This window comes from Yinghuangia sp. YIM S09857 (genome assembly GCF_051388915.1).
In the GTDB taxonomy this organism is placed as follows: domain Bacteria; phylum Actinomycetota; class Actinomycetes; order Streptomycetales; family Streptomycetaceae; genus Yinghuangia.
Window position 1 is genome coordinate 115,739 of record NZ_JBPKBH010000011.1, and the last position, 15,517, is coordinate 131,255.

Genomic DNA, 15,517 nt, shown 5'->3' on the forward strand with positions numbered 1-15,517 from the left:
ACACTGAGCCGATGAACACCGCGCACCGGCCCGGCACCCCGGCTGCCCTCCCCTGGAGACCACATGACCGACCCCGAAGTCGCCGAACTGCGCATCGTCGTCACGGCCGAGGACTACGACGCCGCGGTCGCGAGCCTACTGGGAGTGCACGGATCTGGATCAGATCTTGGCCGGGCCGTCGGCCTTGTCGGTCAGTTGGAGTCGGAGGCGGGCGACTCGGCGTCGCCGTTCGTTGTGCCTACGGCGCTCCCTTCGAACTGCGACTCCGCCCACTCAAGAAGGTCCGGCGAAACCACCTTCCAAACGGGCTTGCCCGAGGTGGGCGGCAGCTTGTCGCCGAGTAGTTGCTCGAGCAACTGCGGTTGCCTGACGAACAGTTCAACGATCGGGTCGTACTCGTGCGATGACACGAAGCAACGGTACCAACAATCGATCACGCCCCGTGCCTGAACGAACACAAAGGGTGCGCAGGCAAATACGCCTCAATCTCGCGCCAGTCGGCATCTGACACAACGAGGCCGCAGCCCTCCAGAACCACAGGGATCATCCGCGCCTCACCGCGCGCTTCGCCGCGGGCTTCGCCCTCCTCGAAGATGCCCTTGAAGATGGACGGCTTGTCCTGCGTCAGGGGCATTCCTTCGTGTTCAGCCGTGGGGCAGGCGGTGAAGCTGTCAGCGGATGAGCACTCCGTGTCCTCCGACGAGCACAGTGGGCGATGCGTCTGCTCGGTGGCGGTGGTCGTGGCGGCCGCGGCCGGGGGCGACGGCCTGAGCCGGGACTGGGGTGACTTGGGGTCAGGTGACCTGTTTGGTGGGGGTCTTGCGGCGGGTGGAGGGGACGAGGATTCCTACGAGGACTGCCAGGACTCCGGCGCCGGCGGCGATGGCGAATGCGACGGTGAAGCCGTTCTCGGTCGGCACTCCGGCGCTCGTGGTGTGCGAGGTCACCGCGACCATGGAGAGGGCCGAGCCGAAGGACATGCCGACCGTGCGCGCGATGGTGTTGATGCCGCTGGCGATTCCGGTCTGCTCCGGCGGCACCGCGCCGACGATGACGTTCGCCATCGCGGCCATCGCGGCGCCGACGCCGAGGCCGAACACGAAGAGGCCGATCGTGATCTGCCACAGCTCACCGTGCGCCACGATCAGCAGCAGGGAGCCGACGCCGAGCAGCACGCAACCGCCCAGCAGCGACGGCTTCGAGCCGAACCGCGCCTCCAGGACGCCCGCCGTGGGACCGGCGATGAGCATGGCCACCGCGAGCGGCAGCATGTAGACGCCGGCCATGGTGACGGACGTACCGAATCCGAAGCCGCTCGACTTCGGGAGTTGAAGGAGCTGTGGCATCAGGAACATCGCGCTCATCATCGCGTAACCGGTCAGCAGGCCCGCGACGTTGGTGGTCCACACGCCGCGCAGGCGCATGACGCGCATGTCGACGAGCGGGGCGTCCGAGCGCTGTTCGGCGAGGACCCAGAGCACGAGCAGCACCGCGGCGGCCCCCAGCAGGCCCAGGATCGTCGCGGAACCCCAGCCCCACGAACGGCCCTTGCTGACGCCGAGGAGCAGGCTGGCGAGCGCGCCCGCGAGCAGCGCGGCGCCGAGCCAGTTGATCCGGCTGGACTGGACGCGGTTCGGCGAGTCCGGGATGAACTTCCAGGCCATGACGACGGTGAAGATGCACACCACCATCGGGATCCAGAACAGCCAGTGGTACGAGAGGTTGTCGACGATCGGACCGGCCAGCACCGAGCCGATGCCGCCGCCGATGCCCATGACCGCGGACGTCAGGCCGATCGCGGCTGCGCGCCGCTCGGGCGGGAACTCGTCGCGCACGATGCCGAACGACAGCGGGAAGACCGCGGCGCCGATGCCCTGGATCGCGCGGCCGACGATGAGCAGGCTGATGTTGTCGGCGAGGCCGCAGATGAGCGAGCCGACGCCGAGCGACCCGATCGCGACGACGAAGAGGTTCTTCTTGCCGTGGATGTCGCCGAGGCGGCTGACCACCGGCGTGGTCACCGAGGCGACGAGCAGGTACGCGGTCAGCAGCCACGACGCGGTGTCGGTGGTGGTGCCGACCTCCCGCGTGATGACCGGGAGCGCGGGCGACAGCATCGACTGGAGCAGGGAGTACGTCAGCGAGCCCAGGATGAGGATCAGCAGGACGATCCCGGTGCGGGACCGCCCGGTGTCCTTGCCGGGCGTGCCGCCGGGCTGGTCGGCGGCGGCGGACGGGGCGGGTATCTGGCCGGGGGCGGTGGCGGGGACGCCGGCTCGCGTCCTGTCGATGGCGGTCAAGGCAGGTGGTTCCCCTCGCGTGCGTGGCACCCCATGTAAACCTGGTTTACATGTAGGCGACAATCATTATCCACGACGCCCGGCCGGGGTCCGGGCCGCCCTCCGCGGTCCGCGGCGGGGCGTGCTACAAACGCCCACTACGCCCACCACGCCCGCGACAAGGTGCGCGACGCGCGAGGCGATGCCCCGACGCGGCGACACGGCGGCTCGCGCCGCGGCACGCGCGATCCAGCGCGATCACAGCGATCACCCCGGGAGACGACGATCATGGACACCGCAGCCGCCGACACCGCCGACGCGCGGAGCAGAGGCACGCGGGACGGGGTACCGCGGGACGGCGACGCACCGGAGCACGACACAGCGCAGCACGACACACCCGAGCACGCAGCGCACGACGGCAGACCCGGCCCCGTGCCCAAAGCCGACGCCCCGCGCCCCCGTTGCGCCGAGACCACCGCGGCCGCCCTGCTGGACGCCGCCGCGGCGCGGTTCGTCCGGTACGGGTACGAGAACACGTCCGTCCGCGACATCGCCGCCGATGCCGGGGTGAACCCGGCCCTGATCTACCGCTACTTCGGGTCGAAGGAAAAGCTCTTCGTCAAGGTCGTCTCGCGCGACCGCGACCCCGCCGCCATCGTCGACGGACCCCTCGACGAACTCCCCGACCGCTCGGTGACCTGGTTCCACAACCGCCCTCCGGCCATCGCCGGGGAACACCCGCTCGCGCTCATGCTCCGCTCGGCGGGCCGCGAGGGCGTCGCCGATCTGATGCGCGCCCAGGTCCGCGACACCGTCGGCGCGTTGGCCGAGCGCCTGGAAGGCCCCGAGGCCGAACTGCGGGCCGCGATGATCCTGGCCCTCAACGTCGGCATGGGCGCCCTCGCCTCGGTCGCGGGCATCGACGTCCTGATGGACGCCCCGCCCGATCGCCTGCGCGCCCACCTCGCCGCGGCGATGCACCCACTCGTCGAGACCCCGGCTGACGGCCGGTCGGACCCGGCGACTGATCAGGCCCGGCGACCGATCGGACCTGACGCCTGATCAAATACGGGCGATCCGGTCCAGGAAGGTGTCCACGAGTTCGTACGCCTGCTCGCGCGCACCCTCCCTCGGCCGTGCCAACTCCTCGGGGTCGTGCCCGTACCTGAGTGCCTGCGGCAGTCCGCCGTGGTCCAGCCACGCGCGCACGATCTCCGGGGTCACCTCGGGATGGAACTGGACGCCCAGCGAGCGCCCGATGACGTACGCCTGCGGTCCGACGTCGCTGCGCGCGATCTCCGTCGCCTCCGGCGGCACCACGATGCGGTCGAAGTGCCATTGGAACCAAGGGCCTTCGGAGATCAGCGCGGGATCGTCGGAGCGGACGTCCGTCCAGCCGATCTCCGGCCGCGCCGCCCGCTCGACCCCTCCGCCAAATGCGGCGGCCATCGCCTGGCCGCCGAAGCAAATCCCGAGGACCGGCACGTCGGCGGCCAATGCCTTGCGCAGCATCGCGAGTTCGTCGTCGATCCAGGTCCCCGTCGTCGCGGTGTCGTAGACCGACCAGGGCGCCCCGAGGACCACGACGACGTCGAAGCCGTGCGGATCCGGGAACTCGGCGGTCACGCCCGGGCGTTCGTAGTCCGCCTCCGGCACCACCAGCATCTCGACCAGCTCGAACCCACGCCGCGTCAACCGCTCGCCCACGAACCCGGCTGTGGACGGGTGGTCATGACGGATGATCAGAGCACGCATCAGGCCCCCTCGTTCGACACAAAACCCCGCGTCCACCCCGGCGCCCACCGCCGCCGCACGGTGATCAATCAGATGATTATCGCGTCGTCTGGCAGGCACTATCCACACACCGCGCGCCGCCCGCGCACACACCGCGCGACCAAAAGGGGATGCTGGGACTGACAAGGGTGTCGTCAGCCCGGCACTTTGGAAGGGGGTTGGGGGGTGAATCCCTGGGCGTTGTTGTTGGGGCAGGCGTCCTGGGCGGTCATCGGGCCGGTGCTCGACCGGTTGGATTCGGACCTGCGACGCCGCGTGCTGGACGGGTCGCTGCCGGAGCGCGGCGCGATCGTGTCGTACGTGGTGGGCCATGGTTCCGTCGCCTGCCGGACGGCGCTCGCGCAGAACGGGGCGGTCTCGGTTGCGACGCTGCGGCGGCTTGCCGAGGATCCCGCGGCCGAGGTCGCGGCGGAGCTGCTGCGCAATCCCCGGACTCCGCGCGACGTCATGCTGCGGGCGATGGCGGCGCACCGGATGGACCGCGAAGCGATCGCCGCCGCGGAGAAGCTGCCGCAGCGCGAGGTGTACGCGCTTGTCGAGGCCGCTGACCCCGAGGTCGTCGCGCCGGCCGTACGCGCGCTGCGGTTCCGGCACACGTACCCCGCCGGTCCCGCCGTCCTCGCCCGCGCGCTGCTCAACCTGTGGCGCCTCGCCGGGCGGGAGGCGGCCGAGCAGGCGTACGGCACGGCGGCGGCGCTGCCGGAGACGGTGGCCGAGCGGTTCGCCGACGCGTTCGCGGCCCGCGACGGGCGGGCCGTGCTGGGGCGTCTGATCGAGCACGAGGGCCGCACGCAGCTTGTCGTCGACCGGCTGCGCAGCGTCGCCGGGCGGTTGGGTCCCATGTCGTCCACGTACGACGGTTCCCAGGCCGTCCTCCCCCGCCTGGTCCTCCTCGCGCCGCACGAGCCGCTGCGGTGGGACCTGGTCCGCCGGGAACACCGCCTCGCCGCGCTCGCGCCGGACGCGGTCGCCGCGCTCGGCGGCGAGCCCGACTGCCCGGGGTGGGTGCGCGACGACCTGCGCGGCGACACCCGGAAGCCCCCCGTCCACACGCGATCGCAGAGCGAGCGCACCCGGCTGCGGCAGGACGCGTACCGGCAGTTGGCGGCGCTCACCGTCGGTATGCGGGACGGCGAGCTGCGCCGGGCGTACCACGAGGGCCTGGTCCCGGCCGGGGAGATCCTGGCGCGGGCGCCGTCCGCCCATGCCGCGCTCGCCGTCTTCGCGGCGACGACCGGCCCCCGGCTCGACGAGGCCCGGACCGCGGTGAACCGCCTCACCGGGCACTTTCTCGGCGCCGAGACGGAGGCCTGGGCGGTCGCGCTGCGGCTGCTGGCCGACTTCGGCGGCACGCTGCCCGAACTGCTGGCCACCGCGCGAGCGGCCGCGGGGTGACGGCGCAACACGGCTCGCGCGGCCGGGTACTCGCCGCGTTCCACCGCTGATTTGGCATGCTGGACAGGACGACAGTGATCGCCGACCGCTGGGGAGCCCCGTCGTGACCGAACGCAAACCGCCCGACGTCTCGTTCGACTCGTGGGTCGACCGCCAGATCCACGAGGCCCGGGAACGCGGCGACTTCGACAACCTTCCGGGCGCTGGACGCCCGCTCGCCGCCGCCGATGCCCCCTACGACGAGACGTGGTGGCTCAAGGAAAAGCTGCGCGGCGAGGGCATCGCGGTCCTGCCGCCCGCCCTGAGACTCCGCAAGGAGGCCGAGGACGCCCTGCCGGCGGCCCTGCGCGCCCGGTCCGAGCGCGAGGCGCGCACCATCATCGGCGAGGTCAACGACAAGATCGTCAAGCACCTGCGGATGCCGCCACCGGGGCCGATCCTCAACGTGAAGCCCTTCGACGTCGAGGAGGTCGCGGCGGCGTGGCGCGAGCGGCATCCGGATCGGGTGCGGTCGGCGCCGTCGCGCGAGACGCATCGTCCATCCGCCGCTGATGCCCCGTCAGGGTCCGGGGCCGACAAGGCCGGACGCCGGGAGCGGCGGCCCCGCTGGTGGCGGCGCCGCGCCGGGTAGACGTTGTTCCGCGGGCGCGGATGCGTGCGGACTCCGCTCAGGAAGCGGGCGGATCGTCCGCCCGCGTGCCGGTGAGTGAGCGAAGTGCCTGTTCGATGCGGGCCGTTCGGGTGGCTGCCGTGCGTGCCTGGAGGACGGGGAGCACCACCAGATAGCGGCCGGTCTTGTCGAGTGCGTCGAACACGCGCTTCGCGGCGGGGTCGGCGTCGAGGGCGGCGGCGAAGTCGGCGGGGACGGACCAGGTCTTCTGCGACTCGTACGCTCCCGCCCAGCGCCCGTCCTCCTGCGCCTTGCGGACCTCGGCCATCCCGGGCTCGCGCATGCGGCCCTCGGCGATGAGCACGGCGACCTTCTCGACGTTCACCTGCGACCAAAGGCTGCGCGGCCGACGCGGCACGTACTTCTGGAGGTAGTACCGCTCGTCGAGGGAGCGGCGCTGACCCGAGATCCAGCCGTAGCAGAGGCCGATGTCGACCACCTCGCCGTCGGTGACGGTCGGGATGCCGGACTTCTTCTTGGCCACCTTGATCCACAGGCCCTCGTGGCGGGTGTGGTTGGCGGCCAGCCATTCCTCGAACGCCGCGCCGTCGGGGAAAGCCCGCACCTCGACGCCGTCGATCTCCCGGACCTCGCCGGGGTCGGCGGTCGCGTCGGCGGCGACGTCGCCCGGGGTTCCGCCTGGGTCCCTGATCTCCTCCATGTCGGTCAGGCTAGCCCGCCGGACCGGACGACCACGGGCCGCGGCCGCGGTGCGCCGCAGAGTGGCCGTGACGAGTGGCAACGCTGAGCGGCCGTGATGAGAGGTCGTCATGAGCGGCCGTGATGAGCGGAGGTGCTGAGCGGAGGTGCTGAGCGGCCGTACTGAGCGGCCATGCCGAGAGGCCGTGCTGAGCGACCGTGGCCACCGGCCCGACGGGCGTCGGCTACCCCCGCCCCTCCGGTCGGTCCATGCCGTAGACGACGTGGGCGCGGTCGTCGATCGGGTTGTCCGGTTCCAAGGACGCCTCCGCGAGCCGCCGGAACCCCGCCTTCTCCAGCGCGCGCCACGACCGCCGGTTGCCCGCGTGCACGGGTACCACGATGGCGGCGACCTCGGGGTAGTCCGTCCAGGTCGCGTCCACGATCGCGGCGATCACCCGCGGCCCGAGGCCCTGTCCGGCGTGCCCGGGCTCGCCGATGAGGTAGTCGATCGTCGCGGCGGGCCGCGGTACGTCGACCTGGTCCGCCAGCTCCGCGAAGTCGTGCGCGTAGTCCGCGAACCGGCAGCGCTGCACGAGCGCGACCGGCTCGCCGTCGAGGAACACCAGCAGGTCCTGGGACGGTTCCTCGCCGCGTGCGGCCGGGCCGAAGTCGCGGGCCACCGCCTCGGGGGTGGTCTCGTGGTTCCACCACCGCGCCACGTGGGGGCGCTCCAGCCACCGCTTCAGCAGCGGGAAGTCGGCCTCGACGACACGGCGCCACGTGATGCCGGTGGACAACTCGCCGGTGTTCACAGCTCCGACGCTAACACGAGGACCGCTCGCGACCGCGACGTCCGCGGCGCGGCGACTCCTCGGCCCCGGCCGCCGCCGAACTACAAGTCGCCCGAGGCGAACTCCCCACGCCGCAAAGTCACATCAGCGCGGAACCGTCACGACGATCTTCCCCACCTGGGAGTTCGACTCCAAGTGGCGATGCGCCTCCACGATGTCCTCCAGCGGGAACGTGCGGTCCACCACCGCGCCGAACGCCCCCGTGCGGAACCCCGACGCCACGAACGCCTCCAGGCGGCGCAGCCGTTCAGGTCGCGTCGTCGCCTCCAACACGGTGTAGCTGCGCATGTTCAGTGCGGGCAGCCCGAGTTCGACGCCCGGATACGGGGTCGGCTCACCGCTGAGCGCTCCGTACACCAGCAGCGTCCCCCCGTCGGCCACCACCCGCGCCAGGTCGGTCACTCCCGGACCGGCCACCGCGTCGAAGACGATCCGGGCACCGCGGCCGCCGGTCGCCTCGCGCACGCGCGGGACGACGTCCTCCTCCTCGGTCACGACCACCTCCGCCGCACCGGCCTTGAGCAGCGCGGCCTTCTTCGCGGCCGTGCGGGTCAGCGCGATCGGCGTGGCGCCGACCCGGTGCGCGACCTGGATCGCGGCCAGGCCCACGCTGCTGGACGCCGCGTTGAGGACGACGATGTCGCCGGGGCCGAGGCCGCCGACCTCCACGAGCGCGCCGTACGCCGTCCCGTACGGCATCCACATCGCGGCCCCCTCGACCGCCCCGATCCCCTCGGGCCGGTGCAGCACCGCAGAAGCGGGCACGATGGCCGTCTCGGCGTACACGCCGTAGTCGTTCTGTGAGAACGCGGGCACCGTGCTGACCGGCTGCCCGGGCTCGAACCCCGTGACGCCCTCGCCGACCGCCTCGACGACGCCCGCGGCCTCCGCCCCCAGCTTCGCCGGGAAGCGTCGGACCGGCTCGATGTAGTGGCCCGAACGGAACAGCGCCTCGGCCCGGTTGAGGCCGATCGCCTCGATCCGGAGGCGCAGTTCGCCGGGGCCGGGCGCGCCGACCGGCGCGTCCTCGACCCGCAGTACCTCGGGTCCGCCGAGCTCGTGGAACAACACGGTCCTGGCCATGATTTCGTCCTTCCGCAGGGCGGTTCGCCTTCGGGCGACAGCTCAGCACGAAAGTACGACACTCGTCAAACTACTACGCCGATCAAACTATGACACTCGTCAAACTTCGATGGACGTCGTACCATCAGGACCATGGACGACCGCATCCCCCCGCACCCCGACCCGCGGACGATCCCGCTGCAACAGGTCCTCGAAGCCCTCGTCGACCCGGTCCGGCGCAGCATCGTGCGGCAACTGCGCGAGGCCTCCGCCGACATCGCGTGCGGTTCGTTCGACATCGCGGTGAGCAAGTCCACCGCGACGCACCACTTCCGCATCCTCCGCGAGGCGGGGCTGATCCGGCAGCACTACGCCGGCACGTCGCGCATGAACACCCTGCGGGACGCCGAATTCGCCCGGGCATTCCCCGGCCTCCTGGACGCCCTCGCCGCCGCCGAGCGCAACGCCCCCGACACGGCACTTCCCACGGCACGCCCCGCGGCTCGGTCGCGGCGCTAACGCGCGAGGGCCCCGCCGGAGGTGAATCCGGCGGGGCCCTCGCCCGTCAGTACGCGCGCCCGCGACCGGCCAAGCCCGCGCCCGCGTGTCCGGGACCGGCCAAGCCCGCACCTGCGCGACCGGTCAGCCGTCGATGGCCTTCACCGAGCGGAAGAACCCGCGGATGTCGTCCAGGAACGCCTGCGGTTGCTCCAACGGCAGGAAGTTGCCGCCGCGTTCGAGCTCCGACCAGTACGTGACGTTGTGGTCGCGCTCCGCGAAGCGCCGCACCGCGATGTCCGTGCTGAGCGCCAGGGCCACGCCGGTCGGCACCGTCCCGCGGTCCCTCGGCGCCCACGCGGAGGCGTCGTGCGCGGACTCGTAGTAGAGGTTCGCGGACGAACCGGCGGTGGCCGTGAACCAGTACAGGCTGACGTTGGTCAGCAGGTGGTCGCGGTCGACCGCGTCCTCCGGCAGCTCCGCCTCCGCGTCCGTCCATTCCTTGAACTTCTCGACGATCCAGGCGAGTTGCCCGGCCGGGGAGTCGTGCAGCGCGTGCGCCAGGGTGTGCGGGCGCGTCGACTGGATGGCGTTGAACCCCATCATGTCGTCGCGGAAGTTCTCCAGGCGGCCGAGCCGTTCCTGCTCGGCCGCGGTCAGCCCCTCGAACTCGGCGGGATCGCCGGACGGGAACACGATGAAGCCGTTCACGTGGATGCCGACGATCTTCTCCGGCTCCAGGCGGCCCATCTCGGTGGCGATCCACGCGCCGCCGCCGGTGCCGCCGACCCCGTAGCGCGCATAGCCCAGACGGGCCATCAGATCGGTGTACGCGGCGGCGATGCGGCCGGTGTTCCAGCCCGCCGAGGTGAGCGGCCCGGAGAACCCGACGCCGGGGGTGGACGGCAGGACGACGTGGAACTGCTCGGTCAGCGGGCGCACGACCTCGATGTACTCGACGATGGAGGCCGGCCAGTCGTGTGCGAGGAGCAGCGGCAGCGCGTCCGGGTTCGCCGAGCGCACGTGCACGAAGTGGATGGGCTGGCCGTCCACCTCCGCCAGGTACTGCGGGAGTTCGTTGAGCGCCGCTTCCGCACGGCGCCAGTCGTAGTCCTCTGCCCAATAGGCCGCCAGGCCGCCCAGGTAGTCGGCGGGCACCCCCCGGGTCCAGCCGGTGCCGGGAACCTCACCGCCTCGGCGCGTGCGGCGCAGCCGGTCGCGGAGGTCGTCCACGTCCGCCTGCGGCACCTCGATCCGGAAGGGGCGGACGCCGTCGGGAAGGCTCTGGTCTGCGTGGTTGTGCCGCGTGGTCTCCATGGCTCAAACTCTACGATCCCAATAGGAAAAGACCGTTCCTAAATCATAACTTGTGGCGCCTATCTACAGCGGTATGCGAAGGTGTGGCGCCTCTTTACGGCGGCACCGCTACCCCTCGACGCGCTCCAGTTCCACCCCGCCCGGGTCGAGCCCCCGAGCCTCCAGATAAATGCTGAGGTACGCCTCCGTCGACTTGCGCGGATCGGCCCCCGGCCGCCACAGCGACTCGCACTCCGGGCACATCCAGAACTCGTCCGCGGTCCCCTTGATCCGGTACCGCGCCACATGGTCCTGCCCGCACAGCGAGCACACGATCTCCTCGGCCGCCGCCATGGTCGCTCCCGTCTCCCGGCCCCAGGTCAGAGGGAAGAACCTCTCACGTCAGACGCCCTGGCATGTAACGATTGCCGCCAAACAACGGCATGCAAGCGGCCGTCGTACGGCGCCAGGGGGTGGGGACTCGTATGGACGCTGTATTCGGACGGCGTACGGCCCAGGTCGGGGGCTTCCGCCTCTTGCACCGGCTGGGCGGCGGCGGGTTCGGCGAGGTGTACTACGGCGAGCACGTGACCTCCCACGCCCCGGCCGCGGTCAAGCTGATGCACGGTGAACTTCTGGCCTCGCACAAGGAGTCGGAGTACCGCAGCCGCTTCGCCCGCGAGGCGGACTTCCTGAGGCACCTTCAGCACCCGGCCGTACCCCGCCTGTTCGTCGCCGAGCCGCACGCCTCGCGCCCGTGGCTGGCCACCGAGTACGTCGCCGGGCCGACGCTCCAGCAACTCGTCGACGCGCACGGCCCGCTGCCCGCGGGCGCGGTGCGCGCGCTGGCGATCCGCGTCGCCGAGGTGCTGAACCTGCTGCACTCCAAGGGCCGCGCGCACCGCGACCTCAACCCGCGCAACGTGCTGGTGACGCCCGCGGGCCCGCACGTCATCGACTTCGGCCTGGCCCGCGCGGTCGGGGCGCAGCCGATGACGGCGACCGGCGAGGCGGTCGGCACGCTGCTCTACATGCCGCCCGAGCGGCCCGGCACCGAGAAGGGCACGCACTACGACGCGGCGGGCGACCTCTTCGGGCTCGGCGCCATCGCGCTGTTCGCCGCGACCGGGCACCCCCCGTACAAGAACTACGGCGACCTGCGGGCGGGCGATGTCGACTTCCACGGCGTGCCGAACGACCTCGACATCGTGCTGCGCCGCCTGCTGGACGCCGAGCCCGAGGAGCGCCCGAGCGCCGCCGGGGCGATGATCCTGCTGCGCACCAGCCGTACGCCGGGCGCGCCGGTCCCGGGCTTCGCCGAGGCGCTGCCGCCCGCACACCGCGGGATGCTGGACGCGCACCCGCTGCGCCCCGTACCCGCGGCCGGGCCGCCGGCGAACCCGCACCGGGTGCCCACGACCTTGACCGGCCCCGCCGGCACGTCCACGACGTCGCACATCATCGCGCGCGGACCGGCGCGCGAGCCCCTGGCCCCGCGCCGGTCCGAGCCCACGCCCCCAGAGGAGATCCGCACCGAGTTCATCTCCGCCATACGCCCGGGGGCGTTCGCCGGGGAGTTCCGAAGCCCGCCGCCGCGCAAGGCCGCGCCGCGTGTACCCGCCCCGCCCCACGAGCCGGCCGACGCCCTGACCCGGCACTACACGCCGACCGACCCCGACGCACCGACCAGGCGCCACGTACCCGATGCCGCCGAGGCACCGACGCAGCTCCACCCGGCCGCGAGCCCCCGCGACCCCGGGCCCCGGGCCGTCAGGCCTCCCGCACCCGTGCGCCCGCGCGCGCCCATGCGCACCGTGCGCCCGGAGTGGGAGCGTCCCCTCGACGACTGGGTGCAGTACGTGGCCGCCACCCGGGACGGGATCGTGCTCGCCGCCACCGCCGACGGCATGGTCACCGCGATGAACGGCCACACCGGCTACTTCCAATGGGATTACGCCCTTCCGGGCGGCCTGCGCGGGACGCCCGTGAGCGACGGCGCGCTGGTGCACGCCGGTTCGGCGGACGGCTGGCTGAACACCCTCGACACCGCCGCGCAGCACCTCACCGACCGCCGCCCGGTCGGCAGCCGGGTGATCGGCTGCGCCGTCGCCCCCGGCCGCGTCGTGGTGGCCACCGCCTCCGGCGTGGTGTGGTGCTTCCCCGCCACGCACGGGCAGGCCGAATGGGGCGAGCCGGTGGGCGCGCCGATCACCGCGGGCCCGGTGGTCGCCGGGCGGACCGTCTACGTCGGCGACGCGCGCGGGCGCCTGCACGCCCTCGACCTGCACGACGGCGGCAGCGGTTGGCCGCGCAGCCCCGAGCTGGGCGAGCGGCCCATCGCGGTCTCGGTGACCGGGGGCCTGGTGGTCGCGGCGGGCGCGGACGGCGGCCTGTACGCCTTCGACGCCGTCGACGGAAGCCCGCACTGGACCGCGCGGAGCGCCGCGCAGACCTGGGCGTGCGTGGCCGACCCGGCGTCGGACACCGTCTCGACGGGCGCGCTGGACGGCGCGGTGCGGACCTACCACGCGGCCACCGGCGAGCAGATCGGCGAACTCCCGGTCGCCGACGGCATCCGGCGCTCACTGGCGCATGTCGGCGGCGCGCTCGTGGTCGGCGGCACGGACGGCAGCACCCTCGCGGTCGACCCGCTGGGCGGCCACCGGATCTGGCGGCACGCGGGCGCGGGCCCGGTGCACGCCCCCGCCGCGGCGGTGCCGGGCGGACCGGTGGTGGTCGGGCGGCTCGACGGAACCGTGTGCGCGCTCCCGCCGCCATGACCGGGTCCGCCGCCGAACCGCTCACGATCGAAGCCCGGAGCCCGATGAACACCAGCGCGCCTTCCCGACGGCCGCAGTCGCCCTGCCCGGTCTGCACCCACCCCGGCGGCAGCGGCGCCGAGGGCTGCCCCGGTTGCGGCCGCCCGCCCGAGTCCGCAAGCGCGGACCGCGCCGAACACTCCGGCGGCCACCGCGATCTGACGATGCGCCAGGACGTGCGCGCGGCCGTAAGAGTGGGCGCGGACAGCCTTCGGCAGGGCGACAACCGCGTGCTCAAGTCCCTGTTGCAGCACTGCCGCGGTCTCGACCGCCTGTCCGAGGACGCGCGCACCCGGTTCGTGGAGGCCGAACAGCAGGCGGTGGCACGGTCGGAGCGCCGCGCCCGCGCGCAACGGCGGCCGTACGGCGCCCCCGAGGCCGCCGCGGCGCGCCTCGCCGCGGGCGAGACCGACCGCCTGGTCCTGGTCGAGACCGGTCCGGAGGGCTTCACGAGCTGCACGCTCACCGCCTCCCCGGCCGGCGTCGTCAGCGCCGCGCCGGTGGTGCGCAACGTGCGCGAGTGGAGCGACGCGGTGCCGAGCACGGGGGTGCGCAGCCGTGCCGAGATGCTGTTCCTGGCCGCGGGCGGGGTGGGTCTCAAGGGCGCGCCGCCCGACCCCGACACGCTCGCGGCCTGGGCCCGCGAACTGCTGCACCCCTCCGAGGGCGACGGCCCGGGCGGGGTGACCGAGCACGTGCTGATCCACCGCTGCGCCGACTGGCTGCTCCCGGACCTGTTCGCCGCGGCCGTACGGCGAACAGCGCCGCCCGTCTCGGAGTTCATCGCGGAGCCGGGCTCGCCGGACCTGGCGGACCGTGCCGACGCGCTGTGCGCGGGAGTTCCGCTGCGCCGCTCGTACCATCTGGCGCTGGCCTCGGTGGCCGCGCCCGGCGGGCGGGTCTCGGTCGCGTACGTCGAACTCTTCCCGGTCGGCACGGCGGTGCGCCGCGGGCTGCCGGTCGAGGTGGAGGTCCCGGTGGCCCGGCCGCCCGGGCGTTCCGGTCCGGCGGCGCTGCCGGTGGTGGTGCGCGGGGCCGGGCCGGACCGCGAGTGGTCCGAACTGACCGTCGCCCGGGCCGAGATCCCCGTGCCGGGCGAGGCGGTCGTGGTGGCCTCGCTGGAGCGGCCCGGACACGTCCGCCTGCGGGTGCGCGGCACCGCCCCGGACTCCGCTCCGGCCGAGGGCAACGAGGGGGCGTGGCCGCAGAGTTGGGCCGAGCTGTCCGCGTCCCTGCCGTCCCACCACAACACCGACGTGGGCGCGGACGTGCTGGTGGCGGTCGAACTGGGCGGCCCGGCGCAACTGGTGGACCAACGGCTGGACGTCGTACGGACCATCGCGCACGCGCTGCGCGCCGGCGGCGGCGCCGGGGGTGCCGCGCGCCTGGCCGCGATCGGGTACGGCGACCACTCCGACAACCGGCGGCAGGCCGACGACCCGTGCCAGACCGCCGGATTCGCGTCCCCCGACGCGCTGATGGCGGTCGTGCAGGACTGGCAGGCGCTGCCCGTGGCCGACCAGTTCGCCGCGCCGGTCGAGGACGCGCTGCACCGGGCCCTGCACTTCGACTGGCGGCCGGACGCGCAGCGCACGCTCGTCGTGGTGGGCAGTCGTCCGGCGAGCCTGACCACGCGTGTCGGCAGCGTGGTGCACGCCCGGGTGTGCCCCGGCCGCCTCGACTGGGCCGAGGCGCTTGCCGACTTGCGCGCGCGGGGTGTACGCACGCTGGCGATGGTCGACGAACCGGGCTGGATGACGCTGTCCGATCCCGCGATCCCCCGCGACAACACCCGCCGCATGTGGCAGCAACTCGGCGCGGACGGGCGGTTCGTCCTCGGGTCGACCGCGCACCTGCGCTCGCTCGCCGACCTCGTGGTGCCCGCCGCGTCGGCCGAACTGGTGCTGCCCACAAGAGCGCCGGGGCGGCAACGCGAACTCGCCGACCCGCCCGCCTACTGACCCCGTCCCGTCCCGCAAGCCCCTGACTTCCCCCCGACCTGCACGGCGCCCCGGGCAGGCCCACCCCCAGGGAGAACGCCATCACCGAACAGCCGCCCGACGGGCGTCGGCAGCCGGACCCCGTGCGGCAGTGGCTCGGCTCCATGCCGCCGCCCGACCCGGACTTCGACGACACCGCCGGTTCCGACCGCATTCCGCCGGACCGCTCCGTCTGGCCGAACCCGACCCCGGGCCGGGCCCGGCCCGCGGG

The 15,517-nt window shown here is 73.1% G+C and carries 15 protein-coding genes; 6 read left to right on the forward strand and 9 right to left on the reverse strand.

Going from position 1 to position 15,517, the window contains the following annotated elements; all coding sequences use genetic code 11:
• Nucleotides 1–191: 191 nt before the first annotated feature.
• The 3 genes from ACRX5S_RS23585 to ACRX5S_RS23595 all read right to left on the reverse strand — a co-directional run bounded on the left by ACRX5S_RS23585 (nucleotide 192) and on the right by ACRX5S_RS23595 (nucleotide 2,300).
• The gene (locus ACRX5S_RS23585) at nucleotides 192–410 is read right to left on the reverse strand and encodes a hypothetical protein (RefSeq protein ID WP_436775049.1); all 219 of its coding nucleotides are present in this window, start codon (nucleotides 408–410) and stop codon (nucleotides 192–194) included.
• Nucleotides 411–433: 23 nt separating this feature from the next.
• A complete protein-coding gene (locus ACRX5S_RS23590) occupies nucleotides 434–634 on the reverse strand; it encodes a hypothetical protein (protein ID WP_436775050.1) in 201 nt (66 codons plus the stop codon).
• A 160-nt stretch (nucleotides 635–794) separates the two neighbouring features.
• Nucleotides 795–2,300 carry an MFS transporter gene (locus tag ACRX5S_RS23595; protein ID WP_436775051.1) on the reverse strand — a complete coding sequence of 502 codons (1,506 nt, stop codon included), beginning with the start codon at nucleotides 2,298–2,300 and terminating at the stop codon, nucleotides 795–797.
• A 267-nt stretch (nucleotides 2,301–2,567) separates the two neighbouring features.
• Here ACRX5S_RS23595 and ACRX5S_RS23600 point away from each other — a divergent pair, with 267 nt between their 5' ends.
• The gene (locus ACRX5S_RS23600; protein WP_436775052.1) at nucleotides 2,568–3,341 is read left to right on the forward strand and encodes a TetR family transcriptional regulator; all 774 of its coding nucleotides are present in this window, start codon (nucleotides 2,568–2,570) and stop codon (nucleotides 3,339–3,341) included.
• On the opposite strand, the gene ACRX5S_RS23605 is transcribed toward ACRX5S_RS23600, so the two are convergent.
• A complete protein-coding gene (locus tag ACRX5S_RS23605) occupies nucleotides 3,342–4,034 on the reverse strand; it encodes a type 1 glutamine amidotransferase (RefSeq protein ID WP_436775053.1) in 693 nt (230 codons plus the stop codon).
• Nucleotides 4,035–4,238: 204 nt separating this feature from the next.
• On the opposite strand from ACRX5S_RS23605, the gene ACRX5S_RS23610 reads away from it, so the two are divergent.
• Together ACRX5S_RS23610 and ACRX5S_RS23615 are read left to right on the forward strand one after the other, a co-directional pair.
• Nucleotides 4,239–5,468: a hypothetical protein gene (locus ACRX5S_RS23610; RefSeq protein WP_436775054.1), complete on the forward strand. Its 1,230-nt coding sequence runs from the start codon at nucleotides 4,239–4,241 to the stop codon at nucleotides 5,466–5,468.
• Nucleotides 5,469–5,571: 103 nt separating this feature from the next.
• Entirely contained in the window at nucleotides 5,572–6,099 is a 528-nt protein-coding gene (locus ACRX5S_RS23615) for a DUF1992 domain-containing protein (protein WP_436775055.1), read from the forward strand.
• 37 nt (nucleotides 6,100–6,136) lie between these two features.
• On the opposite strand, the gene ACRX5S_RS23620 is transcribed toward ACRX5S_RS23615, so the two are convergent.
• The 3 genes from ACRX5S_RS23620 to ACRX5S_RS23630 form a co-directional block, all read right to left on the reverse strand.
• Nucleotides 6,137–6,799 carry a YdeI/OmpD-associated family protein gene (locus tag ACRX5S_RS23620; RefSeq protein ID WP_436775056.1) on the reverse strand — a complete coding sequence of 221 codons (663 nt, stop codon included), beginning with the start codon at nucleotides 6,797–6,799 and terminating at the stop codon, nucleotides 6,137–6,139.
• Between the two features lie 223 nt (nucleotides 6,800–7,022).
• Nucleotides 7,023–7,592, reverse strand: a complete 570-nt coding sequence (locus ACRX5S_RS23625) for a GNAT family N-acetyltransferase (RefSeq protein ID WP_436775057.1) — start codon at nucleotides 7,590–7,592, stop codon at nucleotides 7,023–7,025.
• Nucleotides 7,593–7,715: 123 nt separating this feature from the next.
• Complete coding sequence (locus ACRX5S_RS23630) at nucleotides 7,716–8,714, reverse strand: zinc-dependent alcohol dehydrogenase family protein (protein ID WP_436775058.1); 999 nt, start codon at nucleotides 8,712–8,714, stop codon at nucleotides 7,716–7,718.
• A gap of 132 nt (nucleotides 8,715–8,846) precedes the next feature.
• On the opposite strand from ACRX5S_RS23630, the gene ACRX5S_RS23635 reads away from it, so the two are divergent.
• Nucleotides 8,847–9,212 carry an ArsR/SmtB family transcription factor gene (locus tag ACRX5S_RS23635; protein WP_436775059.1) on the forward strand — a complete coding sequence of 122 codons (366 nt, stop codon included), beginning with the start codon at nucleotides 8,847–8,849 and terminating at the stop codon, nucleotides 9,210–9,212.
• 123 nt (nucleotides 9,213–9,335) lie between these two features.
• On the opposite strand, the gene ACRX5S_RS23640 is transcribed toward ACRX5S_RS23635, so the two are convergent.
• Nucleotides 9,336–10,508, reverse strand: a complete 1,173-nt coding sequence (locus tag ACRX5S_RS23640) for an epoxide hydrolase family protein (RefSeq protein ID WP_436775060.1) — start codon at nucleotides 10,506–10,508, stop codon at nucleotides 9,336–9,338.
• Between the two features lie 108 nt (nucleotides 10,509–10,616).
• Nucleotides 10,617–10,841, reverse strand: coding sequence for a hypothetical protein (locus ACRX5S_RS23645; RefSeq protein ID WP_436775061.1), 225 nt, complete (start codon nucleotides 10,839–10,841; stop codon nucleotides 10,617–10,619).
• Nucleotides 10,842–10,972: 131 nt separating this feature from the next.
• Between ACRX5S_RS23645 and ACRX5S_RS23650 the strand changes: the two genes are divergently transcribed.
• Nucleotides 10,973–13,267 carry a protein kinase domain-containing protein gene (locus tag ACRX5S_RS23650; RefSeq protein ID WP_436775062.1) on the forward strand — a complete coding sequence of 765 codons (2,295 nt, stop codon included), beginning with the start codon at nucleotides 10,973–10,975 and terminating at the stop codon, nucleotides 13,265–13,267.
• A complete protein-coding gene (locus ACRX5S_RS23655; protein WP_436775063.1) occupies nucleotides 13,246–15,267 on the forward strand; it encodes a hypothetical protein in 2,022 nt (673 codons plus the stop codon). The genes ACRX5S_RS23650 and ACRX5S_RS23655 overlap by 22 nt, the downstream gene beginning before the upstream one ends.
• Nucleotides 15,268–15,517 lie beyond the last annotated feature (250 nt).